This window comes from Saccharomonospora sp. (assembly GCF_027317685.1).
In the GTDB taxonomy this organism is placed as follows: domain Bacteria; phylum Actinomycetota; class Actinomycetes; order Mycobacteriales; family Pseudonocardiaceae; genus Saccharomonospora.
Window position 1 is genome coordinate 30,778 of sequence record NZ_DAHVQP010000094.1, and the last position, 22,966, is coordinate 53,743.

General features: G+C 68.0%; 15 protein-coding genes. 5 read left to right on the plus strand and 10 right to left on the minus strand.

From position 1 onward, the window contains the following. Positions 1-117: 117 nt before the first annotated feature. The 3 genes from M7H19_RS11055 to M7H19_RS11065 form a co-directional block, all read right to left on the minus strand. Complete coding sequence (locus M7H19_RS11055) at positions 118-1,326, minus strand: acyl-CoA dehydrogenase family protein (protein WP_298180503.1); 1,209 nt, start codon at positions 1,324-1,326, stop codon at positions 118-120. Beyond that, a complete protein-coding gene (locus tag M7H19_RS11060) occupies positions 1,323-2,618 on the minus strand; it encodes an acyl-CoA dehydrogenase family protein (RefSeq protein WP_298180564.1) in 1,296 nt (431 codons plus the stop codon). The genes M7H19_RS11055 and M7H19_RS11060 overlap by 4 nt, the downstream gene beginning before the upstream one ends. Positions 2,619-2,741: 123 nt before the next feature. Beyond that, complete coding sequence (locus tag M7H19_RS11065; RefSeq protein ID WP_298180505.1) at positions 2,742-3,941, minus strand: TetR/AcrR family transcriptional regulator; 1,200 nt, start codon at positions 3,939-3,941, stop codon at positions 2,742-2,744. 125 nt (positions 3,942-4,066) lie between these two features. On the opposite strand from M7H19_RS11065, the gene M7H19_RS11070 reads away from it, so the two are divergent. Together M7H19_RS11070 and M7H19_RS11075 are read left to right on the plus strand one after the other, a co-directional pair. Continuing rightward, complete coding sequence (locus M7H19_RS11070; RefSeq protein ID WP_298180507.1) at positions 4,067-5,278, plus strand: acetyl-CoA C-acetyltransferase; 1,212 nt, start codon at positions 4,067-4,069, stop codon at positions 5,276-5,278. Positions 5,279-5,294: 16 nt separating this feature from the next. After that, on the plus strand, positions 5,295-7,463 hold the full coding sequence (locus tag M7H19_RS11075; protein ID WP_298180510.1) for a 3-hydroxyacyl-CoA dehydrogenase NAD-binding domain-containing protein: 2,169 nt from the start codon (positions 5,295-5,297) through the stop codon (positions 7,461-7,463). A gap of 148 nt (positions 7,464-7,611) precedes the next feature. Here M7H19_RS11075 and M7H19_RS11080 read toward each other — a convergent pair whose 3' ends face one another. The 4 genes from M7H19_RS11080 to M7H19_RS11095 form a co-directional block, all read right to left on the minus strand. Beyond that, positions 7,612-9,171: an acetolactate synthase large subunit gene (locus M7H19_RS11080; protein WP_298180512.1), complete on the minus strand. Its 1,560-nt coding sequence runs from the start codon at positions 9,169-9,171 to the stop codon at positions 7,612-7,614. A 6-nt stretch (positions 9,172-9,177) separates the two neighbouring features. Further along, complete coding sequence (locus M7H19_RS11085; RefSeq protein WP_298180514.1) at positions 9,178-10,560, minus strand: FAD-binding oxidoreductase; 1,383 nt, start codon at positions 10,558-10,560, stop codon at positions 9,178-9,180. A gap of 812 nt (positions 10,561-11,372) precedes the next feature. Beyond that, on the minus strand, positions 11,373-11,870 hold the full coding sequence (locus M7H19_RS11090; RefSeq protein WP_298180517.1) for a DUF3830 family protein: 498 nt from the start codon (positions 11,868-11,870) through the stop codon (positions 11,373-11,375). Positions 11,871-11,945: 75 nt separating this feature from the next. Continuing rightward, positions 11,946-13,205, minus strand: coding sequence for an aminotransferase class III-fold pyridoxal phosphate-dependent enzyme (locus tag M7H19_RS11095; protein WP_298180519.1), 1,260 nt, complete (start codon positions 13,203-13,205; stop codon positions 11,946-11,948). Positions 13,206-13,415: 210 nt separating this feature from the next. Between M7H19_RS11095 and M7H19_RS11100 the strand changes: the two genes are divergently transcribed. The 3 genes from M7H19_RS11100 to M7H19_RS11110 all read left to right on the plus strand — a co-directional run bounded on the left by M7H19_RS11100 (position 13,416) and on the right by M7H19_RS11110 (position 20,365). After that, the gene (locus M7H19_RS11100) at positions 13,416-14,879 is read left to right on the plus strand and encodes an NAD-dependent succinate-semialdehyde dehydrogenase (RefSeq protein WP_298180521.1); all 1,464 of its coding nucleotides are present in this window, start codon (positions 13,416-13,418) and stop codon (positions 14,877-14,879) included. 8 nt (positions 14,880-14,887) lie between these two features. Beyond that, positions 14,888-15,985 carry a tartrate dehydrogenase gene (locus tag M7H19_RS11105; RefSeq protein ID WP_298180565.1) on the plus strand — a complete coding sequence of 366 codons (1,098 nt, stop codon included), beginning with the start codon at positions 14,888-14,890 and terminating at the stop codon, positions 15,983-15,985. A gap of 72 nt (positions 15,986-16,057) precedes the next feature. Then, a complete protein-coding gene (locus tag M7H19_RS11110) occupies positions 16,058-20,365 on the plus strand; it encodes a cation-transporting P-type ATPase (protein WP_298180523.1) in 4,308 nt (1,435 codons plus the stop codon). A gap of 268 nt (positions 20,366-20,633) precedes the next feature. On the opposite strand, the gene M7H19_RS11115 is transcribed toward M7H19_RS11110, so the two are convergent. The 3 genes from M7H19_RS11115 to M7H19_RS11125 are packed head-to-tail and all read right to left on the minus strand — an operon-like array spanning position 20,634 to position 22,882. Next, complete coding sequence (locus M7H19_RS11115; RefSeq protein WP_298180525.1) at positions 20,634-21,335, minus strand: GntR family transcriptional regulator; 702 nt, start codon at positions 21,333-21,335, stop codon at positions 20,634-20,636. 3 nt (positions 21,336-21,338) lie between these two features. Then, positions 21,339-22,088: a maleate cis-trans isomerase gene (locus M7H19_RS11120; protein WP_298180527.1), complete on the minus strand. Its 750-nt coding sequence runs from the start codon at positions 22,086-22,088 to the stop codon at positions 21,339-21,341. Positions 22,089-22,120: 32 nt separating this feature from the next. Beyond that, a complete protein-coding gene (locus M7H19_RS11125; protein ID WP_298180531.1) occupies positions 22,121-22,882 on the minus strand; it encodes an Asp/Glu/hydantoin racemase in 762 nt (253 codons plus the stop codon). Between the last annotated feature and the right edge of the window lie 84 nt (positions 22,883-22,966).

The following is a 22,966-nucleotide window of genomic DNA, read 5'->3' on the forward strand; positions in this document are numbered from 1 at the left end:
CGATCGAGCGCACCGGTGTGCACGAGGGCCCGGGCCGGACGGTCGAGGTCTGAGCACGAGAAAGCCGCCCGCCCCTGTGCGACACAGTGGACGGGCGGCTTTCCTTTGCCTTACAGGCTACTTCAGTTCCTTGCTCGTCTTGCCCAGCAGGCGGCGGGCGACGATGAGTTGCTGGATCTGTTGCGTGCCTTCGAAGATGTCCAGGATCTTCGAGTCACGTGCCCACTTCTCCAGCAGTGACTCCTCGGTGTAGCCGAGGGTGCCGGCGAGTTCGACACATTTGAGCGTGATGTCCACGACCGTGCGTCCCGCCTTGGCCTTGGCGATCGACGCCTGCAGCGAGTTCGGCTTGCGGTTGTCGGCCATCCACGCCGCTTCCATCGTCGTCAGGTACGCGGCCTCGTAGTCGGCCTCCAGCTGCAGGAACGTGGCTGCGGCGGCGTGTTGCGACATCGCGGGCTTGTTGTAGTCCACCTCGATGCCGGCTTCGGCCAGGAGGCGCCGGGTCTCCTCCAACGCCGCCCGTGCCACACCGATGGCCATGGCGGCCACCAGCGGACGGGTGTTGTCGAAGGTCTGCATGACCCCGGCGAAACCCTTCTTGGTGTCGATCTCCGGGGAGCCGAGCAGGTTCTCCTTCGGCACTCGGCAGTTGTCGAACCGCAGCACAGCCGTGTCGGAGGCGCGGATGCCGAGCTTGTGCTCCAACCGCACGACCTCGAAACCCGGCGTGCCCTTCTCCACCACGAACGACTTGATGGCGGCGCGGCCCTTGCTCTTGTCCAAAGTGGCCCACACGACCACGGCGTCGGCCCGCTCGCCGGAGGTGACGAAGATCTTCTCCCCGTTGAGGATGTAGTCGTCGCCGTCCTTGGTGGCCGTGGTGGTGATGGCCGCCGAGTCGGACCCGCAGCCCGGCTCGGTGATCGCCATGGCCGCCCAGTGCTTGCCGAAGCGCGCCAGCTGCTCGTCGTTGGCCACCGACGCGATGGCCGCGTTGCCGAGTCCCTGTCGCGGCATGGACAGCAGCAGTGCCACGTCGCCCCAGCACAACTCGATGGTGCCGAGCACGGTCAGCAGGTTGCTGCCGTTGCGGTTACCGGAGGTGTCCTTGTCGTCCTTGCGACGCACACCGGCCGCGCCCGCGCCGCCCTCGCCCGAGGTGTTCAACCCGTCCAGCAGCGCGGCGAGCATGTCGAGCTCGGTGGGATAGACGTGCTCGGCCCGGTCGTACTTGCGCGAGATCGGCCGGAACACCTCGGTGGCGGCCTGTCGGGCCTGGTTGACCAGGGCCTTGGCCTTCTTCGGGACCTCGAGATTGATCATGCCGTCACGACCCCTTCCATGACGCCGATCGCGCGCAGGTCGCGATACCAGCGCTCCACCGGATGTTCCTTGATGAACCCGTGCCCGCCGAGCAGTTGAACACCGGTGCTGCCGATCCACATGCCCTTGTCCACGGCGAGTTTGCGGGCCAGCGCCACCTCGCGTGCGTGCGGCTTGTCCTGTTCGGCCCGGGAGGCCGCGCGCAGCATCACCAGACGCATGCCCTCCAGCTCGATACCGATGTCGGCGACCTGGAACGCCACGCCCTGCCGGTGGCTGATGGGCTCACCGAACGCCTCGCGCTCGTTGACGTAGGGGATGACGTAGTCGAGCACGGCCTTCGCGGTGCCGCACGCCAGCGCCGACCACGCCAGGCGGGAGGAGCGCACCACGTCGGTGAACACGTCACGCTTGCCGCCGCCGATGAGGGCGCTCGCGGGCAGCGACACGCCTTCGAGCACCAGTTTGCCGGTCGCCGCGCCTCGCAGACCCATCGCGGGCTCCGCCTCGATGGACACGCCCTTGCTCGACGACTCGACGACGAACAGGGCCGGTCCGCGTCCTTCGAGATTCGCGGACACGATGAACAGCTCGGCCTGCGCGGCCCTCGGCACGAGGTTTTTCACACCGTTGAGGCGGTAGCCGTTCGGGGTGCGCTTCGCGGTGGTCTTCGGGGCGAACACGTCGAACAGCGGCGCACGCTCCTGCAACGCCAGTGCCGCCGCGGGCACGTCCTCACCGGTGAACGCGGGCAGATAGGTGGCCTGTTGGTGGGCGTCGCCGTGTCGCACGAGGACGTTGCTCACCGCCGACGGGGCGAGCACGGCCACCGCCAGGCCCAGATCGCCGTGGGCGAGCGCCTCGGCGACGAGCACGTTCGTCACCGTGGAGCGTTCGCTGCCGATGCCGCCGAGTTCCTCGGGGATCCCGACCACCGTCAGGCCCAGTTCGGCAGCGCGTCCCAGCAGCCCGTCGGGGGGCGTCATGGTGTCGTCGGCCTCGGCCGCGGCGGGCCGCAGCTGTTTGGCGGCGAACTCGGACACCGTCTCGACGATCATCTGCTGTTCGTCGTTCGGGGTGAGGTCGAACAGCCCCGTCTCGGGCACGGGTGCGAGCCGCGCGGGCTTGCCGAGCCGGGTGGTCGCCTTGAACGTCCGCTGCGCGGCACCCGCCACGCGGAAACCCTGGCGCGTGGCCGTGGCCACGACGTTCTCGACGGGTTTGCGCAGTCCGGTGCGGTCGAGCAGCGGGCTTCCGGCGAGCCGGTTGAGCGCCGCGAGGCCGAAGCCCATGGCGTCGCGTCGTGTCGCTTTCTGTCGGGCCACAGCTTTCCCTCCGGTATACCTACTCGCGAGTAGGTTAGCCGGTGGGTGTGCTCGGGCGCCAGCAGGGTCCGGTGAAAGATCAGGCGAAGATCAGGCGATGTCGAGCACCGCGTGCAACAACGTCGTCAGCTCGGCCGCGAGGTGAGAACGCGCCGCCATCCGTCGGGTCCGGGTGAGGTCGTTGGCGATGGTCAGCGCCGCGTGCGTGATGATCTTCGCTTCGCGGGTCTCCAGTCCGGGATGCACGGCTTCCAGCAGCCGCACCCACTGAGCCACGTAGTCCCGTTGGATACGCAACAGTTCCGGACGGTCTTTCTCGTCGATGTGCACGTGATCCACCGAGAACGCCACGAGCAGCTCCGGCGGGCCCGTCAGGGTGCGCACATAGGACTCGGCGAGCCTGCGCAACGCCTCCCGCTCGTCACGCGGAGCGCTGGTCCGCAGTGCGTGGTCGGCCGCGACCATGACCCGGTCACCCGCTCTGCGACCGATGGCGGCCAGCAGGCTCGACTTGCTGCTGAAGTGCCGATACACGCTGGGCCCGGCGATACCCGCCGCCTTGCCGATGTCCTCCATGCTCACCGCGGCGAAGCCGTGCTTGCGGAACAGTTCCGCGGCTTCGGTGAGCAGCCGCTCCCGGCGCGACGGTTGCTCCAGCGTCAACGCGGGAGGGGTGGCGGGTTCGTCGTCGTCCGGTTCGGGCAGGTCCGCGTGCAGTACCCGCAGAGCCAGCGAGGTGAGCAACTCGGTGAACCGACGCTTGGAGAGCGTGACGCGGTGTACCGAGACGCTGCCGAAGACCGACAGGGTTGCCCAGCACAGCAGTTCGGCGTCCTCCTCGGACAGCTCGGGCCGCTTGCGTCGCAGCACCGTCGCCCACGCCGACAGCATGGCGGTGGAACGTCGACGGATCCGCTGTTGGGCCTCGGCGGCGAGATGCCGCCCTTCCCAACGCCACAGCGCGGCGGTGTCCCGGCGCTCCACCGAGCGGGCCGCCAGGCCGGTGAGCAGTTCACGGATCTCCTCGGGCGTGGAGGACCGGGCCGGGTCGAGGGCCGCCTCGGTGGCGACCTCCATGTCCCTCAGGCCCGACAGCAGCACGTGGGCCAGGACCGCCTGTTTGTCGGCGAAGTGCCGGTAGATGGCGGGACCGGTGACGCCCGCGGCCGCCGCGATGTCGTTGATGCTCACACCGTGGTAACCGCGCTGCTGGAACAGCTCGGACGCGATCGTGGCGAGCTGGCTCCGGCGATCGCGGGGACGCTTGTTCCTACCGTTCATATCATCCATGACGTGAGCCCACTCTAGCGTGTGTTCCAGACCCGACAACCCGTTGACAGCCTCGGGTAATGCGGGATTATGTTAGTAGCGATTAGCACCACGAACGGCAATCTGCGCCAGGAAGGACCTCAGGCGTGAGTACAGAGGCGTTCATCTACGAGGCGATCCGCACGCCTCGTGGCAAGAACAAAGGCGGTTCCCTCCACGGAACCAAGCCGGTCGACCTGGTGGTCGGCTTGCTCGACGAGCTCAAGGCGCGGCACACCGATCTGGACCCCGCGCTGATCGACGACATCATCCTCGGTGTCGTATCGCCGGTGGGGGATCAGGGCGCCGACATCGCGCGCGCCGCTGCCATCGCCGGCGGGCTGCCCGACACCGTCGCCGGTGTGCAGCTCAACCGCTTCTGCGCCTCGGGCCTGGAAGCCGTCAACCAGGCCGCTCAGAAGGTGCGCGCCGGTTGGGACGACCTCGTCATCGGTGGTGGTGTCGAGTCGATGTCGCGCGTGCCGATGGGTTCCGACGGCGGCGCGATGTTCACCGACCCTGCCACCAACTACGACTCCTACTTCGTGCCGCAGGGCATCGGCGCCGACCTCATCGCCACCATCGAGGGCTTCTCGCGGGAGGACGTCGACGCCTACGCCGTGCGGTCGCAGGAGCGGGCCGAGGCCGCCTGGTCGGGCGGGTACTTCGCCAAGTCCGTGGTGCCGGTCAAGGACATCAACGGTGTGACCATCCTCGACCACGACGAGCACCGTCGCCCCGGTACCACGATGGAGACGCTGGCCAAGCTCAAGCCGGCCTTCGCCGACCTCGGTGACTTCGCCGGTTTCGACGCTGTGGCGCTGCAGAAGTACCACTGGATCGAGAAGATCGACCACGTGCACACCGGTGGTAACTCGTCGGGCATCGTCGACGGCGCCGCCATCGTGCTGGTGGGTAACGAGGAGATCGGCAAGACCATCGGCATGGAGCCCCGGGCTCGCATCGTCGCCACCGCGGTCACCGGCTCCGACCCGACGATCATGCTCACCGGTCCCACGCCCGCCACGCAGAAGGTGCTGGACAAGGCCGGGCTCACGGTCGACGACATCGACCTGTTCGAGCTGAACGAGGCGTTCGCCTCCGTGGTTCTCAAGTGGATGAAGGACCTCAACCTGCCCGAGGAGAAGGTCAACGTCAACGGCGGCGCCATCGCCATGGGCCACCCGCTGGGCGCCACCGGCGCGATGATTCTGGGCACGATGGTGGACGAACTGGAGCGGCGTCAGGCCCGGCGCGCGCTCGTGACGCTGTGCATCGGCGGTGGCATGGGCCTCGCCACGATCATCGAGCGCGTGTGAGGGACGAGAACAAACGATGACTGAAGCCAAGACCATCCGCTGGGAGAAGGACTCCGACGGCATCGTCGTGCTGACGCTCGACGACCCGAAGCAGTCGGCCAACACCATGAACGACGACTTCCGTGAGTCGTTCGGTGTGATCATCGACCGTCTGGAGGCGGAGAAGGACTCGATCACCGGTGTGGTGATCACGTCGGCCAAGAAGACGTTCTTCGCGGGCGGGGACCTCAACGACCTCATCAAGGCCACGCCCGCCGACGCCGAGTCGATCGCCGAGTACAGCAACGAGCTGAAGCAGCAGCTGCGCCGGTTGGAGACCCTCGGCAAGCCGGTCGTCGCCGCCATCAACGGCGCCGCCCTCGGCGGTGGCCTGGAAATTGCGCTGGCCTGCCACCACCGCATCGCCGCCGACGTCAAGGGCAGCCAGATCGGTCTGCCCGAGGTGACGCTCGGCCTGCTGCCCGGCGCCGGTGGCGTCGTGCGCACCGTGCGCCTGCTCGGCATCCAGAACGCGGTGCTCAATGTGCTGGTGCAGGGCCAGCGGCACAGGCCCGCCAAGGCGCTGGAGCTCGGCCTGGTCCACGAGCTGGTGGACTCGGTCGACGAACTCCTGCCGAAGGCCAAGGAGTGGATCAAGGCCAACCCCGAGGCCCAGCAGCCGTGGGACGTCAAGGGCTACAAGATCCCCGGTGGCTCGCCGTCGAACCCGAAGTTCGCCGCGAACCTGCCCGCCTTCCCCGCGACCCTGCGCAAGCAGCTCAAGGGCGCGCCGATGCCCGCCCCGCGTGCCATCCTCGCCACCGCCGTGGAGAGCGCGCAGGTCGACATCGACACCGCGTTCAAGATCGAGACGCGGTACTTCGTCAGCCTGGTGACCGGCCAGGTCGCGAAGAACATGACCAAGGCGTTCTTCTTCGACCTGCAGCACATCAACTCCGGTGGCTCCCGCCCGAAGGGCTTCGAGAAGTACCAGGCGCGCAAGGTCGGTGTGCTCGGCGCAGGCATGATGGGCGCGGCGATCGCCTACGTGTGCGCGAAGGCGGGCATCGACGTCGTCCTGAAGGACGTGTCGCAGGAGAACGCCGAGAAGGGCAAGGGCTACGCCGTCAAGCTCGAGGAGAAGGCGCTCAAGCGCGGCAAGACGACCCAGGAGAAGTCCGACGCGCTGCTGGCCCGCATCAAGCCGACGGCCGACCCCGAGGACTTCAAGGGCGTCGACTTCGTGATCGAGGCTGTGTTCGAGAGCACCGAGCTCAAGCACAAGGTCTTCCAGGAGATCGAGGGCATCGTCGAGCCGGAGGCGGTGCTCGGCTCGAACACCTCCACCCTTCCCATCACCGGCTTGGCCGAGGGTGTGAAGCGGCAGGAGGACTTCATCGGCATCCACTTCTTCTCGCCGGTGGACAAGATGCCGCTCGTGGAGATCATCCGCGGGGAGAAGACCTCCGACGCCACGCTGGCGAAGGTCTTCGACTTCACGTTGCAGATCCGCAAGACCCCGATCGTCGTCAACGACAGCCGCGGGTTCTTCACCAGCCGCGTGATCGGCACGTTCCTCAACGAGGCCGTCGCCGCGGTGGGCGAGGGCGTCGAGCCTGCCAGCATTGAGCAGGCCGGTGCGCAGGCCGGCTACCCGGCGCCGCCGCTGCAGCTGATGGACGAGCTGACGCTGACGCTGCCGCGCAAGATCCGCGAGGAGACGAAGGCCGCGGTGGAGGCTGCGGGAGGCACGTGGACCCCGCACCCGTCCGAAGCCGTCATCGACCGGATGCTCGACGAGTTCGACCGCAAGGGCCGCTCCGCCGGCGCCGGGTTCTACGAGTACGACGAAAACGGCAAGCGGACCCGGTTGTGGCCGGGGCTGCGGGAGGCTTTCAACAGCGGCAGCGGTGACGTGCCGTTCAAGGACCTCCAGGAGCGGATGCTGTTCGCCGAGGCACTCGAAACCGTCAAGTGCTTCGACGAGGGCGTGCTCAACTCGGTGGAGGACGCCAACATCGGCTCGATCTTCGGCATCGGTTTCCCGGCGTGGACCGGTGGCGTGGTGCAGTACATGAACTCCTACGAGGGCGGGCTGAAGGGCTTCGTCGCGCGGGCGCGTGAGTTGGCGCAGCGTTACGGCAGCCACTTCGAGCCGCCGGCCTCGCTGGTGGAGAAGGCCGAGAAGGGCGAGATCTTCGAGTAAGCCCAAAGGGCCCAAGGGCCAAAGGGCCACCGCCCTTCTCAGGACGGTGGCCCTTTCGCCATCGTGTCCGCAGTCTGCGTAGTCGTGTCCGCATCGCACGATGCGAACACAGCGACACAGGCTGCGGACACGATGTCAGAGAAGGAGGTCAGAGGAGCGGGGGCACCATCGCCTCGATGAGGTGCGGGCCCGGTTCTGCCACCGCGCGACGGAACTGGTCGGCGAGTTCCTCCGCCGTCCTCGCCCGCGTCGCGGGAACACCGAATCCCTCGGCCATTCTCACGAAGTCGAGATCCGGTGTGGACAGATCGAACAATCCATTGGCCTTGGGGCCGGATGACTCGGCGCCCACCCGCTGCAGCTCCATTCGCAGAATGGCGTACGCGCGGTTGTTGAGCACCACCGTGGTGACGTCGAGGTTCTCCCGCGCTTGCGTCCACAGTGAGGAAATGTTGTATATCGCGCTGCCGTCGGCCTCCAGGTTGATCACGGGCCGCTCCGGAGCGGCGATGGCGGCGCCGGTGGCCACGGCCATGCCCTGGCCGATCGCGCCGCCCGTCAACGTCAGCACGTCATGGCGTGGAGCTCCGGCGGTCGCCATGGGCACGAGCAGGCCGGAGGTGTGCGTCTCGTCCGAGATGATCGCGTTCTCGGGCAACAGCGCGCCGATCACCTGCGCCCAGTTCTGCGGCGTCAACTCCCCGGTCGGCAACTCCGGCCGCTGAGCCGGCGCGAGTTCCGGTTCGACGTCGGCCGCAACCTCGTCGGCCAGCTCCTCCAGGGCGCTGACGACGTCGTCGCCCGGCTCGGCGAGCGTGTGCACGCGCGCGCCTTCCGGGACGAGATCGCCGGCCTTGCCGGGGTAGGCGAAGAACGATACGGGGGATCGGGCCCCGGCGATGACGACGTGCCGCACCCCGTCGAGCTGGTAGGCGACCTGTTCGGCGAGGTAGCCGAGACGTTCGATGTTCGGCAGTCCGGCGCCGCGTTCCATCCGAGCCGGGAAGGTCTCGGCGAACGGTTTGGCCCCGGTGGCCTGCGCGATCCGGCTCACCGCACGCAGCCCGCGTTCCCGGCAGGCACGGCCGCCGAACAACAGTGCCACCGGCTCGCCGCTTCGCAGTATCTCCACCACGGAACGCACCACGTCCGACGCCACCGTTCGCGGCGCTTTCGGTGGCACGGTCGCGGCGGGTGTGCCACCGTCGCCCCACGACACGTCGGCGGGCAGGATCAGCGTCGCCACCCGTCCGGGCGTATCCTGTGCCGCCGCGATCGCCGCCGCCATGTCGGCGCCGATGTCGGCCGTGCTCGACGACCGACGCACCCAGCCGTTCAACGACCCCGCCACCGCTTCGATGTCGGATTCCAAAGGCGCATCGAACTTTTTGTGGTAGGTCGCGTGGTCACCGATGATGTTGACGATCGGGGTGTTGGCACGGCGGGCGTTGTGCAGGTTCGCCAGCCCGTTACCCAACCCCGCGCCGAGATGCAGCAGGGTCGCGGCAGGTTTGTCCGCGACTCGTCCGTACCCGTCGGCGGCTCCCGTCACCACGCCTTCGGCCAGGCCGAGCACACCACGGATCTGCGGCACGTCGTCGAGTGCGGCCACGAAGTGCATCTCCGAGGTGCCCGGGTTGGTGAAGCACACGTCCACGTCGGCATCGACGAGTGTGCGGATCAGTGCCTGCGCGCCGTTCATCGCCATGGTTCCTCAGTCCTCCCGGCCGAAGAGCACACCGGGGTTCAAGATCCCGGCCGGGTCGAATGCCCGCTTCACTCGGCTCATCAACTCGATCTTGGCGGGGTCCTCCAACTGGAGGAAGTATGTCTTCTTGGCATGTCCGATGCCGTGTTCACCGGAGATGGCACCGCCCAGTTCCATCGCCGCGGCGAAGATATCGTGCAGCAGGCGTTCCCGCTTGTCTTCGTCCTTCTGAAACACGGCGAGGTGGACGTTGCCGTCGCCCGCGTGGCCGCAACCGACCACGCCCGATTCGGTGCGCGTAGCGGCGGTCTGGGCTTCGGTGAGGAAGCCGGGTAGGGCCGAGCGTGGCACCACGACGTCGATGATCTCGTCGGCGCCCGCTGCCTTGGCCGTCCAGAAGGCCTTTTCCCGTGCCTCGATCAGTTTGCGGGCGGAGGTGCCTTCGAGCACGTAGGCGTCGGAGGCGCCGAGGGTGGTGAGGAGTTCACCGAGGACGGCCACGTCGCCGTCGAGACGGTCGGGGTCGCGGTTTTCCAGTCCCACCACGAGGTAGGCCTGGGAAGTTTCCCGTACCGCGTCGGAGATGCCGAGCGTCAGCTCCGCGGTGTGGGTGATGGCGGCCATGGTCAGCGTGTCGATGTATTCGAGGATGTGCGGCGAGAGGCCGCTGGAGACGATGCGCGGCACGGCGGCCATCACCGAGTCGAGCGTGGGAAACGGTGCGAGCACCGTTGTGTTGTGGGGGAGTCGGGGGTGCAGTTTGACGATGATCTCGGTGGCGAGCGCGAGGGTGCCCTCGGAGCCGATGACCAGTTGGGTGAGGTCGTAGCCGGTCGAGGTCTTCACGGTCCGGCCACCGGTTCGGATCAGTTCGCCTGTGGGGAGCGCGGCCTGTAGGCCGAGGATGTTGTTGCGGGTGACGCCGTACTTGATCGCACGCATGCCGCCCGCGTTGGTGCCGACGTTGCCGCCGACGCTCGCACTCATCTCGCCGGGGTAGACGGTGTAGCCGAGACCGACTTTCGCGGTCTGGTCATCCAGTTCGGACAGTGTCACCCCTGGCTGCACGACAGCGACGTGATTGGTGGTGTCGATGTCGAGGATCGCGTTCATGCGCTCGAAGGAGACGACCATGCCGTCGGGGTGCGGTCGGGCCGCGCCCGAGAGGCCGGTGCCCGATCCTCGGGCCGTCACGGGTATGCGTTCCTCGGTGGCCAGCCGTAGGGCGGCGGCGACTTCCTCGGCGGTACCGGGTTTGATCACGTACCTGGGCTTGACCCGGTCGCCGACGAGCGCTTCGTCGCCCGTGTAGTCGTCACCGACGTCGCCGCCGCCTGCCACGTTGTTCATGCCGACGATCTCGGCCAGCCGCTGCGCTACGTCGCCCATGGGCGAGCAGCCTAGTACGCTCCGTGTCCCGTCGGCTATGAATTCGTCTCACATTCTCGCGGTTCAGCGGACAACGGGGCCGACTTCCGCGCCTGGTGTCGGCCCCGTTGTGTCATGCCTGTCGCGACAGTGTCGGACGCATGCGTCAGACCAGCCAGCCGACAAGGTGGGCGAGGGCTGCCAGCAGGTCGGTGAGCACGTTGCCGGAGGTCGCGTGCATGACGAGCATCTGCATCAGGGGCTCCTTTATCAAGAGGTATCCGTTGTGATATTGGGGAATTGGTGCGCGCACACCGCTTTCGAAAGCGAGATCTAGATTTCCACCGTCACGTGTCCGGTGTCAAAGAGCCTCGGATGGCGCCGAAAATAGGGATAAATCCCCTCAGATTAAACATGTAACCCTTTCGGGTTTTACGCGGGGGCCACGATTTACGCTCGATCGTGACAATTCGTGATCCCTCGATCGGGGTGCTCAGGCATTACATGTTCACGCATCGAACTGTCTTTCCGGGCGCGACACCAAAGAGTTACCTCGTCGGTACGATGAGTGAATATTAAAACAACACCCGTTCGAGTGAAGGGAAGAGATCGGGTGAGGGGACGGAGGCGAGATCCAGACCGCTCTTGGCTCCCAACGCGCTGACCTGTCGCCGCGTTCCGCGGTCCGACGTGGTCGGTGGGCAGGACTCGCCTCCGATGGTTCTTTCGGGCGAGGGAGCGCCCTTCGGTGATACGAGTCATTCGCGCTGGTGGTCTCTCACGGAAGACTTTCGGGCGGGGGATGTGTCCCCCGCCCGAAAACGGACATCCGGCTACGCGCGAGCGAACGTCAGCGTCTCGCCTTCGACACCCCGCAGCCACAGGTCCTGAGCGGCGGCGGCCATATCGCTCAGCCCCTCGGTGATCGTGGCGAACACGTTGCCGGGAACCCAGCCGGCGTCACCGTTGATCAACAGGTTGTTGCGGCCGTAGAAGAGGGCGAGATCCGCCGCGCCGTCCGCGCTGTGTGCCTCGCTGTCGTCGTCGTAACCGTAGGCGGGATTGCCGATCTCCCACGCCTCGAAGCCGAAGTACACGACATCGCCAGGAATGGGGGTCACGGTGGGGTTCTCCCGCCCCGGCTTCGGGTCGGCGAACGGTGGAACGAGGGTGTAGATCTCGTTGCGGGCGTACTTCGCGTGGTAGGCCGAGCCACTTTGGGGCAGCGCGTCCCACACCGCCTGGCACGTCCGCGGCGCCTCGTCGTCGAGCAGGCGTGCGCGGCAGGACACGCCGCGCTTGTCGAGCGTGATCGTGAGGTAGCGGGCCACGGTCCTCCTTGCCTGTCCCTGCCTGTTCTTGCCTGTTCTTGCCCGTCTCTGCTCGCCGTTTCAGGGTGGGACAGATCAGGAACCGTTAGTCACCGATGTGACGACGTCGGTCCAGATGCCCAGTGCCTCGTCCACCTGCTCGGCGGTCACCACCAGTGGCGGGATCATCCGCACGACGTTCATGAACGGCCCACAGGTGAGCAGGAGCAGCCCTTTCTCCGCGGCGGCCTTCTGCGCTGCCTGCGCCGTAGCGGCGTCGGGCTTGCCGTCGGGTGTGACGAATTCCGACCCCACCAGCAGGCCGAGCCCGCGCACGTCACCGATGCCCGGCGTCTTCTCGCCGATCGCCCGTGCGCCTTCGAGCAATTGCCTGCCCCGCACGGCCGCGTTCTCAACGAGGTTCTCCTCGGTGATGACGTCGAGCGTGGCGATGGCCGCGGCGCACGACACGGCGTTGCCGCCGTAGGTGCCGCCCTGGGAACCGGGCCAGGCCTTGCTCATCAGTTCCTTCGACGCGGCGATGCCCGACAGTGGGAAGCCGCTGGCGAGTCCCTTCGCGATGAGCAGGATGTCGGGCCGGACGTCGAAGTGCTGGTGTCCCCAGAACTTCCCGGTCCGCCCGAACCCAGTCTGGATCTCATCGATCACCAAAAGGATGCCGTGCTCGTCGGCGCGGCGCCGCAGTCCGGCGAGGAACTCGGTGTTGGCGGGCACGTAGCCGCCTTCGCCGAGCATCGGCTCGATGAAGAACGCGGCCGTCTCCTGCGGCGAGGTCTGCGTGGCGAACAGGTAGTCCAGTTCCCTCAGCGCGAATTCGGTGGTGGTCTTCTCGTCCCAGCCGTAGTGGTGGGCGTTGGGGAACGGAGCTACGTGCACGCCGCTCATCAGCGGCGAGAATCCGGCACCGAACCGGGTGCCGGAGGTGGTCATCGACGCCGCGGCCACCGTGCGGCCGTGGAACCCGCCCTGGAACACGACGACATTGGGTCTGCCGGTGGCCTGGCGGGTCAGTCGCAGAGCGGCCTCGACGGCTTCGCTGCCCGAGTTAGCGAAGAAGAGTGAGTCGAGCCCGCTCGGCAGCACCTCACCGAGTCGTTCGCTCAGTTCGAGTAGAGGCCGGTGCATGACGGTGGTGTACTGACCGTGGATCAGCTTGCCGATCTGCTCCTGGGCCGCCTGGACGACGCGGGGGTGGCAGTGGCCGGTGCTGGTGACGCCGATCCCCGCGGTGAAGTCGAGGTGGCGACGTCCGTCGGTGTCGTAGAGGTAGGCGCCCTCGCCGTGATCGACGACGACTGGTGTGGCCTGCTTGAGGATCGGGGAAAGCTGGGCCATGACAGCGTGCTCCTTTGCGACTGCGGCGTAGGGCGACCGTGTGTGAGGGTGTGTGCAGTGAAGGTCGCCTTCCGTGCATGTGACGCGGTGAAGGCCGCCCTGCCTGGCGTCGCACACACCCGGGTCGCACACCATTCAGGGTTGTAGATTGTCAACAATATTCGTAGCATGGCACTCGCAGCGGCGCAATCAGCGACTTAGGGAGTGTTCATGAACGCGGTCACCGAGTCCAGTGTGGTGGAGGCTGTCACCAAGCAGCTGTTCATCGGGGGAAAGTGGACGCCGGCTTCGAGCGGTGCCACGTTCGCGGTACACGACCCCGCCACCGGACAGGTGCTGTGCGAGGTGGCCGACGCGTCCGTCGAGAACGGTAAGGCGGCTCTCGACGCCGCCGCCTCCACACAGGCCGAATGGGCCGCTTACCCACCGCGGGAGCGGGGGGAGATCCTGCGCAGGGCCTACGAGGCGCTGTTGGCGCGGCAGGACGAGCTCGCGCTGCTGATGACGTTGGAGATGGGCAAGCCGCTGGCCGAATCACGGGGCGAGGTGTCGTACGCGGCGGAGTTCTTCCGCTGGTTCGCCGAGGAAGCTGTGCGGATCGACGGCGGTTACGCCGTGGCGCCGAACGGTGTCGGCCGGGTCCTCGTCACCAAACAGCCCGTGGGGCCGTCGCTGCTCATCACCCCGTGGAACTTCCCGATGGCGATGGGCACCCGCAAGATCGGCCCGGCCGTGGCCGCGGGCTGCACCATGGTCGTCAAGCCCGCCGAGCAGACACCGCTGTCCATGTTGGCGTTGGCGCAGATCCTGGCGGACGCGGGGCTGCCCGACGGTGTGCTCAACGTGGTCACCACCAGTGATGCGGGTGGCGTGATGGAGCCGCTCATCCGCGATGGCAGGGCACGCAAACTGTCGTTCACCGGATCGACGGCGGTGGGCCGGAAGTTGCTGGAGCAGTGCGCCGACAAGGTGTTGCGCACGTCGATGGAACTCGGTGGCAACGCGCCGTTCCTCGTGTTCGACGACGCCGACCTCGACGAGGCCGTCGAGGGTGCGATGCAGGCCAAGATGCGCAACATCGGTGAGGCGTGCACGGCGGCCAACCGCTTCTACGTGCAGCGTGGGGTCGCCGATGAATTCGCCCGCAAGCTCACAGAGCGCATGTCGGCGTTGCCGATCGGGCGTGGCACCGAGGACGGCGTCGTGGTGGGGCCGCTCATCGACGAGGCGGCCGTGGAGAAGGTGAACACCCTGGTCAAGGACGCGGCCAGGCGAGGCGCCGAAGTGCTGACCGGCGGTACCACCGTGGACGGGCCCGGCAACTTCTACCAGCCCACCGTCCTCACCGATGTGCCCTCCGACGCTCTTCTGGCCAGTGAGGAGATCTTCGGCCCCGTCGCGCCGATCTCGGTGTTCGACACCGAGGACGAGGCCGTGGCGGCGGCCAACGACACCGAGTACGGCCTCGTCGGATACGTCTACACCAGTGACATCAAGCGAGCCCTGCGGGTCAGCGAGCGCCTGGAGACGGGCATGGTGGGGCTGAACCAGGGAATCGTGTCCAACCCGGCGGCACCGTTCGGTGGGGTGAAGCAATCCGGTCTCGGCAGGGAGGGCGGCACCGTCGGCATCGACGAGTTCCTGGAGACCAAGTACGTTGCGGTGAGTCTGTGAGCCCGAAGATGGGGACGGTTTCCGACAGCGGCAACAAGGTCGCCGAGACCGCCAGGAGCTACGACATCGCCACCATTCCCGGCGACGGCATCGGTGTGGATGTCACCGTCGAGGCGTGCAAGGTGCTCGACGCGGCGGCGAGCAAGCACGGCTTCTCGCTGCGGTGGACCGAGTTCGACTACAGCTGCGAGCGCTACGCGAAGACGGGCGCGATGATGCCGGAAGACGGCGTGGAGACGCTGTCCGGTTTCGACGCCGTCCTGCTGGGCGCGGTCGGGTTCCCCGGCGTGCCCGACCACGTGTCGCTGTGGGGGTTGTTGATCCCGCTGCGGCGGGCGTTCTCGCAGTACGCCAACCTCCGGCCGGTGCGGCTGCTGCCCGGGACGACGTCGGTGCTGGCGGACCGGAAGGCCGACGAACTGGAGATGGTGATCGTCCGGGAGAACTCCGAGGGCGAATACTCCACGCTCGGCGGCAGGCACAACCAGGGGCAGCCCGGGGAGTTCGTGCTGCAGGAGTCCGTCTTCACCCGGGTGGGCGTGGAACGCATCATCCGCTACGCGTTCGAGCTGGCCCGTACGCGCTCGCTGAGGGTGTGTTCGGCCACCAAGTCGAACGGCATCGTCCACACGATGCCGTTCTGGGACGAAATCTTCGAACTCGTCTCCGCCGACTATCCGGACGTCGAGGCCGAGCAGTGCCACATCGACGCGCTGGCGGCACGCATGGTGCAGCGGCCGGACCGGCTGGACGTCGTCGTGGCGTCCAATCTGTTCGGCGACATCCTCAGCGACCTCGCGGCGGCCGTCACCGGAGGCCTCGGCCTGGCCCCGTCGGGGAACATCAACCCGGAAGGCACGCACCCGTCGATGTTCGAGGCCGTGCACGGCAGCGCCCCGGATATCGCGGGCCAGGGCATCGCCAACCCGGTGGCACAGATATTGGCCGGGGCGATGATGCTCGGCCAATTGGGTGAGACGGAGGCGGCTCGATCGGTGGATGTCGCGGTCGAGCAGGTCCTCGCCGAGGGCAGGGTGATCACTCCCGATCTCGGAGGGAAGGCGACCACAGAGCAGCTGGGTTCGGCCATCGCCGCCGCCGTGTGAACCCGGGGCAGCGGTGGTGCGCCGCCGCTGCCCCGGGGTGTCAGCACGGCCGGACCGGGGCATCCCGGCGTCATGAGAGTGCTCGGTATTCCTCTTCCGGGCCCGCTGTCCGTCGCGGGAGCCGTGGGAACCGCCCTCGGTACGGCGCGTGGTGTGATGTCGTTGGTGGGAGTCCTGCCCCAGCGGGTGTCGGTGGGGACCGAGCGCCTCTACGTCGAGGTTCACGGCGTCCACGGTGAAGGCGGCGCCGAGGTCGCGCAGCGCATCGAGGAGGCCGTCGCCGCGCACCCCGGAGTGGCGTGGGCGCGAGTCAACGCCCCGTCGTCGCGACTGTGCGTCGAAGTGACGGAGCCGCGTCCCCAACCGGCGGATATCGCGGCGATCGCGGCGCGGGCGGAACAGCAACCTCGCTCACCCGAGGACGCGGTCCTGGAAAGTGAGGCGCAACACCCCGCCGACGGCCTGCGCGGCACCCGTTTGGTACCCACGCTTGCCGTCGACGTGGTGGGGGTCGTGGTGTCGCTGTTCACTCGCATCGCGCCCTGGGCGCCGTTGCCGCCGGAGCTGGCCGCACTGCTGTCCGTGGCGGATCACCATCCCGTGTTGAAGGAGCGGGTCGCGAGAAGAGCTCGCTCCGAGAACCGCGCCGACTCGTTCACCTCCATGTTGGGGGCGCTGGCACAGGGACTGGCCGCCGGCAACGAGAGCATCCTGCTGGACGTGGTGCAGCGCGCGGGGCAATGGCGTGAGGCACGAGCGCTGGAACGCGCGTGGTGGGACGTCGAGCAGGGCGTGGTCACCGGCCCGGAAGTCGTGGAGGCGGAGGCGTTGCCCACGGAACGACCCGCCCCCCTTCCGGAAGGGGAAGTGGAGCGCTACCAGCGCACGGCGTTGAAGGCGGGTGTCGCCGCGGGCGCGTCGACACTGCCGTTCGTGGGGCCACGCAAAGCGCTGGCCGTGGGCCTGTCCACCCTGCCGAAACCTACCGAGACCGCCCGAGCGGCGTTCGGCAGCGCGCTCGGACGCGTGCTCGGACGGCGCGGCACGGTGGTGATGGATCGTTCGGTGCTGCGGCACATGGACCGCATCGACGCCGTGGTCCTCGACCGGGCCGCACTGCGCACAGGGCGGTTGACACTGTCCGACCTCATCGCACTGCCGGAGGCCGACCCGCACGAGGTGGCCGAGCGGGCCTGGCGGATGTTCGACTCGCCCGAGACGGGCGATCCGACGCGCGGAGCCGGTGCCACGGACGGGGAGTGGTGGTTGGGGCCGCTCGACGAATGCGAGTTCGACGGGCCCAACGCCGACCGGGAACGGGAACGCCTTGTCCGCAGGGACGCGAGACGAGTGTTGGGGTTGGGCCGGGGCCGCCGTCTGCACGCAGTCGTGGGTCTGCGGGAGGAGGCTTTGCCCGGCACGCACCTGCTCACCGTGGCGGCTCGTCGCAGCAGGCTGCCAGTGCACGAGACCGACGACCCGGAGCGCACCATGCACGAGCTGCAGAGCCGTGGCCACGGCGTGCTGTTGGTCTCCGGTGACTGCCGGGCGCTGAGCCGGTCCGATTGCGGCGCCGGTGTGCACGCCGACGGCCCGCCGCCGTGGGGCGCGCATGTGATCGTCGGCGATGACCTGGGCACCGCGGCACTGCTCATCGAGTCGGTCGCCGCGGCCAAGGCCATGAACGCTCAAAGTATCCGCATCAGTCAGGCGGCCAGCGGGGTGGGCATGGTGTCCGCGTTGCGCGACGGTCGCACCAACCCGACCAGTCGAGCGATGCGGGCGGTGAACGCGGGGGCGGCCGTCGCGCTCGTCAACGCTCGTCGGCACGCCACCCGCTTGCGGGAACCGAACGCCGTGGAGATCGCCGACACCGTGCCGTGGCATGCGATGCCGGTCCCCGCAGTGCTGGAGCGGCTCTCATCGTCCACTGCGGGATTGACCGAGTCGGAAGAGCACCGGAGGAGGGTCGAACGCGGCGGTGTTCGCGCACCCCGCCCGAGTTTCGGTAGTGCGTTCCTCGCCGAGCTGTCCAACCCGTTGACGCCCGTGCTCGCCGGTGGCGCCGCGTTGTCGGCGACCGTGGGATCGCCTGTGGACGCGGGACTGGTGGCGGCGGTGGTCGGGGTGTCGGCGCTGCTCGGCAGCGTCCAGCAGCTGCACACGGAACGCCAGTTGGCCGATCTGCTGAGTCGGTCCTCGGTGAGCGCGACAGTGGTGCGTGACGGCGACGAACACGTCCTCACCGCCGACGATCTCGTGCCGGGTGACCTCGTCGCGTTGACCGCGGGCGACGTGGTGCCCGCCGACTGCCGCCTGGTGGAGGCCACCGGCCTCGAGGTGGACGAGTCGTCACTGACCGGCGAGTCGTTACCGGTGACGAAGACGTCCACTCCCGTGGTCGCCTCGGAAGTCGCCGAACGCTCCTCGATGGTCTACGAGGGCACCACCGTGTCCGCGGGGCAGGCAACGGCCGTGGTCGTGGCCGTCGGCGACGATACCGAAGCCGGACGCAGCATGGCGATCGCCAGGGAATCCGCACCCACCACGGGAATCGAATCCCGACTGGCCGAGTTGACGGAGAAGAGCCTGCCGCTGGCCGCCGGGTCGGCGGCGGTGGTGGCCGGAGCCGGACTGCTGCGCCGGGTGCCGTTGCGGGACAGCCTGAGCACGGCGGTGAACCTGGCCGTGGCGTCGGTGCCGGAAGGCCTGCCTTTTCTCGCCAACGTGGCCCAGCTGGCGGCGGCACGACGCTTGGCCGGCATGGGTGCCCTCGTACGCAATCCCCGCAGCATCGAGGCGCTCGGGCGCGTGGACGTGTTGTGCTTCGACAAGACCGGCACGCTCACCGAGGGCAGGCTCACCGTGAGCGAGGCCGACAACGGTGAGGAACGGTCGCGAGTGGACGCACTGACCGAGCCGCTGCGGTCTGTGCTGGCGGCGGGGCTACGGGCCACCCCACACTCCCAGGACGTCGAGGAGTTGCCGCACGCCACCGACAGAGCGGTCGCCGAGGCCGGGGCACGACTCAATCTCACCCCGGCGTCGGGGGCGTCCGGATGGCAGGAGGCCTCGACGATGCCGTTCGACCCCTCCCGCGGTTTCCACGCCACCGTGGGGCGTACTCGCAAGGGCCTGTTGCTCAGCGTCAAGGGCGCTCCGGAGGAGGTCCTGCCGCGCTGTGACCTCGACGCGCACACCCGTAAACGACTGTCCGGGCGATTGAAGGCCCTCACCCGGTCGGGACACCGAGTGCTGGCCGTGGCCGAACGGACACTCGGATCGGATGCCGACCCCGCGGACTGGTCCGACGCGGAGGCGGTGACCGGGCTGACCTTCCTCGGCTTCCTCGCCATCACCGACCCGGTCCGTGGCAGTGCCGCACCCGCCGCCGCGCGGCTACGGGAATCCGGGATCCACACCGTCATGCTGACCGGCGATCATCCCGACACCGGTGAGGCGATCGCCTCCGAGATCAACGGAACCGGTGACGATCTGCGCGTGGTCACGGGAGCGGAGCTGGACGACCTCGGCGAGGAGGAGTTGCGGGAACTCCTGCCCGAGGTCGATGTGATCGCGCGTTGCACCCCCGCTCACAAGGTCCGCATCGTCGAGGCCTATCGCGCGTTGGGCAGGACCGTGGCGATGACGGGCGACGGGTCCAACGACGCGCCCGCCATCCGGCTGGCCGACGTCGGTATCGCGCTCGGAAGCCGGGGAACGCCGGCGGCCCGGGCGGCGGCGGATGTGGTGGTACTCGACGACAGACTCGAAACGATCATCGCCGCGCTCGTGGAGGGCCGCGCCATGTGGGCGTCGGTGCGCTCGGCGCTCGGTGTGTTACTGGGCGGCAACGTCGGCGAGATCGCGTTCAACGTCCTCGGCGCGGCGGTGACGGGCCGTTCCCCGCTGAACGCGCGGCAGATACTGCTTGTCAACCTGCTCACCGATCTCGCGCCGGCCATGGCCATCGTCTCACGCCGTCCGGACCCCCAGGCCATGGACGAGTTGTTGCGGGAAGGGCCGGAGAGTTCCCTCGGCAAACCCCTCTACAACGAGATCGGAGTGCGAGCGGGCACCACCACCGTCGGGGCCACGGCGGCGTGGCTGATCGCGCGGTTCACCGGCCGCAGGCGGAGAGCCGGCACGGTGGCTCTGGCCGCCCTGGTCGGCACCCAGTTGGGACAGACCCTGACGCAGGGATGGCGTAATCCGGCCGTGCTCGCCAGTGGTCTCGGCTCGGCGGCGGTGCTGGCGGCGTTGATCCAGACGCCGGGTGCGAGTCAGTTCTTCGGCTGCACTCCGCTCGGCCCGGTCGGCTGGGGTATCGCCGTGGGCAGCGCGACCACGGCCACCGCCGTGGGAACACTGTTCGGCTGAGCCCCGGCCTCCGACACCGTGTCCGCAGGCTGTGTCGTCGTGTCCGCAGGCTGTGTCGTCGTGTCCGCAGGTTGTGTAGCTGTGTCCGCAGTTCCCGTACAGGTGTCTGCGGAGACGAGGCAACGGCACGGCCTGTACGGCGGAGAACCGCCGACGCGGTGCCGGTGGCATCGGCGGGTATCGGTGGTGCCGCGCAGCGATCGAGCACACATCCGGTCGCCATCCCCGCGAGATACGGCGACACATACGGCAACGCGCCGATCTCGCCTTACTTCCGCTCCGACCACTCCGTCATCACGGACGTGCCCGGCGCCAGGCGTTGCACCGCGTCTTCCATGTGCGCATCCAACAGCGCGAGCATGCGTTCCTCGTCGCCGTCGCGCAGGGCCTCGATGATGCGGTTGTGCTCGGCGATGCGCTCGTCGACGCCTTGGTAGCCCTTGCCGTAGGTGTCCTGAAGGGCGGACAGGCACATGCGTGTCTCGATGAGCAGCGTGCGGGCCATGCGTACGAGTCGTTTGCTGCCCGATGCCTCGATCAGCGCTTCGTGGAACGCGAGGTCGGCTTCGCTGAGGGCGGTGGGGTCGTCCTTCTCGTCCGCCTCCGCCATCGCGGCGACCGCGTCGGACAGCACGTCGGCCACCCGTTCGCGTTCGGGGCCGCGTATCACGCGCTGGGCCGCGGCCCGCTCGATCGCCGAACGTACCCAGTAGATGTCGTGCACGTCCTCGGGTTCGAGTTCGATCACGAACAGCCCGCGATGTGGTTCGCTGCGCAGCAGGCCCTCGGACACCAGTCGCTGCATGGCCTCACGCAACGGGCCGCGCGAGACTTTGAAGCGGGCCGCGAGATCGGCCTCGCCGAGCTGGGTTCCCGGGGGTAGGGAACCGGTCGTGATCGCGTCTCGGAGCTGCCGGGCGATGATCGACGCCGTCGACTCCCTGTTGACCGGTTCGATGTCGGCCAGCATGCCTTATGTGCCTTTCCTTCGGAACAGGGTGCCCAAGCCGGGCACGGTGTGCGTGACACCGACGAGGCGCAGACCTTCCCACACGGTCACCTGGTTGGCGGTCAGGACGGGTTTGCCCAGGCGCTGTTCGAGGGTCTCGACCAGCGCGAGCGTGCGCATGGCCGTGTCGGGTACGAGCAGCGCGTCGGTGCCGGGCCGGTCTCGACTGACGATCAACTCCACCACGTCGTCGGGGGAGAGCCGACCGACTTCGGCCGCGGTGACGATATCCGCGGTGGACATGTCGACCATCTCCACACCGCCGTGGGCCAGGAAGTCCGCGAACAGCGTGGCGACGTCGTCGGGGTAACTGGCGGCGACGGCCGCTGTGCGCACGTTCAGAGCTTCGGCGGCGTGCACGAACGCGAAGGAGGTGCTCGATGTCGGTAGGCCGCCCGTGGCCTGGGAAAGCTTTTCGACCTGCTCTCGCGCTCCGTCCCAGCCGTAGACGAAGCTGCCGCTGGTGCAGGCCCACACCACGGCCGCGGGGTCGTGCGCGGCGAGCAGTTTCGCACCTTCGGCCAGCCGGGCGGGACTGCCGAGGTCGAGTAACTCCGCCACCGCGTGCAGGTCGGTGCCGTAGATGTGCTCCACGGGCAGTCTCGCCGCGCCTTCGAGGAGTCTCTCGGCGTACGGGTAGTCGTCCTCGGCGGCGTGGTCGGGGTAGAGGAAACCGATCGTGGTCGTCCGGTTCTTCGGCTGCGTGGGCGGCAACGGACACCTCCTGATGCGGATTGTTGACAATCTTACTCGGGAAGCGAGGACACTTCCCGCAACCATCGGCCCGGCCCCACGATCGGGAGCCCCATCCGGTGCAGGCACGCCCACATCGTGAGTTGGTTCGCGGTGAGCACCGGCTTGTCGAGCGCGTCCTCCAGCGGGTCGATGACGTCGTAGGTGGGCAGGTTCGTACAACTGATGAAGATGGCTTCGGCGGCGTCGTGGTTGGCTGCCAGGATGCGTTCGGCGATGGTGCGGTAGCCGACCTTCCAGATCCCGCCGCCGAGTCCGAGATGGTCACTGGACACCGTCGTCACGCCGAGCTCGTCGAGGAAATCGCGCAGTTTCGCCGTCAGGTCGGCGTCGTAGGGCGTGAGGATGGAGAGTCGGCCGAGGTTGAGCTTGCGCAGCACTTCGGCCAGTGCCCCGGAAGTGGTAACGGCATCGGGTGCCCCCGCATCGCAGATGACTTTGCACAGCGATCGTTCGGCGTCGAGTCCATTGACGAAGCTGCCCGACGTGCACAGATAGGCCACCACTTCCGGCTCGACGTGGAGGACGTCGCGGGTGGCCGCGGCGAGGTGTGCCGAGTTGCTGACGAGGTGGGCCATCTCCATGCTGACGGGGACGGGTTCGTACGGAGTTCGAGCCAGGTGGAGCGACACCTCCATGGGCACCCAACGCCACAGCTCGCGTTCCAGTGCGAGGTCGAACGGAGCGATGACACCGATGCCACGCTGAGCGAGAGGGCCATCGAATGCGGGGATGTTCAGTGCCGGGAAATCCAAGGCTCGACCTCCGACGGCTTCATGGCAGGAAGGGGCCTCCGGGGGGAATCCTCGGATTGTTGACAATCATACGAACGCTGCTTA

Coding starts and splice junctions, on each gene's coding strand:
- M7H19_RS11065 (WP_298180505.1), bottom strand. CDS start 3,941: ATGGATGATATGAACGGTAGGAACAAGCGTCCCCGCGATCGCCGGAGC.
- M7H19_RS11085 (WP_298180514.1), bottom strand. CDS start 10,560: ATGGGCGACGTAGCGCAGCGGCTGGCCGAGATCGTCGGCATGAACAAC.
- M7H19_RS11060 (WP_298180564.1), bottom strand. CDS start 2,618: ATGGGCTTCGGCCTCGCGGCGCTCAACCGGCTCGCCGGAAGCCCGCTG.
- M7H19_RS11095 (WP_298180519.1), bottom strand. CDS start 13,205: ATGGCCCAGCTTTCCCCGATCCTCAAGCAGGCCACACCAGTCGTCGTC.
- M7H19_RS11115 (WP_298180525.1), bottom strand. CDS start 21,335: ATGCTGGCCGACATCGAACCGGTCAACAGGGAGTCGACGGCGTCGATC.
- M7H19_RS11075 (WP_298180510.1), top strand. CDS start 5,295: ATGACTGAAGCCAAGACCATCCGCTGGGAGAAGGACTCCGACGGCATC.
- M7H19_RS11100 (WP_298180521.1), top strand. CDS start 13,416: ATGAACGCGGTCACCGAGTCCAGTGTGGTGGAGGCTGTCACCAAGCAG.
- M7H19_RS11055 (WP_298180503.1), bottom strand. CDS start 1,326: ATGATCAATCTCGAGGTCCCGAAGAAGGCCAAGGCCCTGGTCAACCAG.
- M7H19_RS11080 (WP_298180512.1), bottom strand. CDS start 9,171: ATGGCGATGAACGGCGCGCAGGCACTGATCCGCACACTCGTCGATGCC.
- M7H19_RS11105 (WP_298180565.1), top strand. CDS start 14,888: ATGGGGACGGTTTCCGACAGCGGCAACAAGGTCGCCGAGACCGCCAGG.
- M7H19_RS11110 (WP_298180523.1), top strand. CDS start 16,058: ATGAGAGTGCTCGGTATTCCTCTTCCGGGCCCGCTGTCCGTCGCGGGA.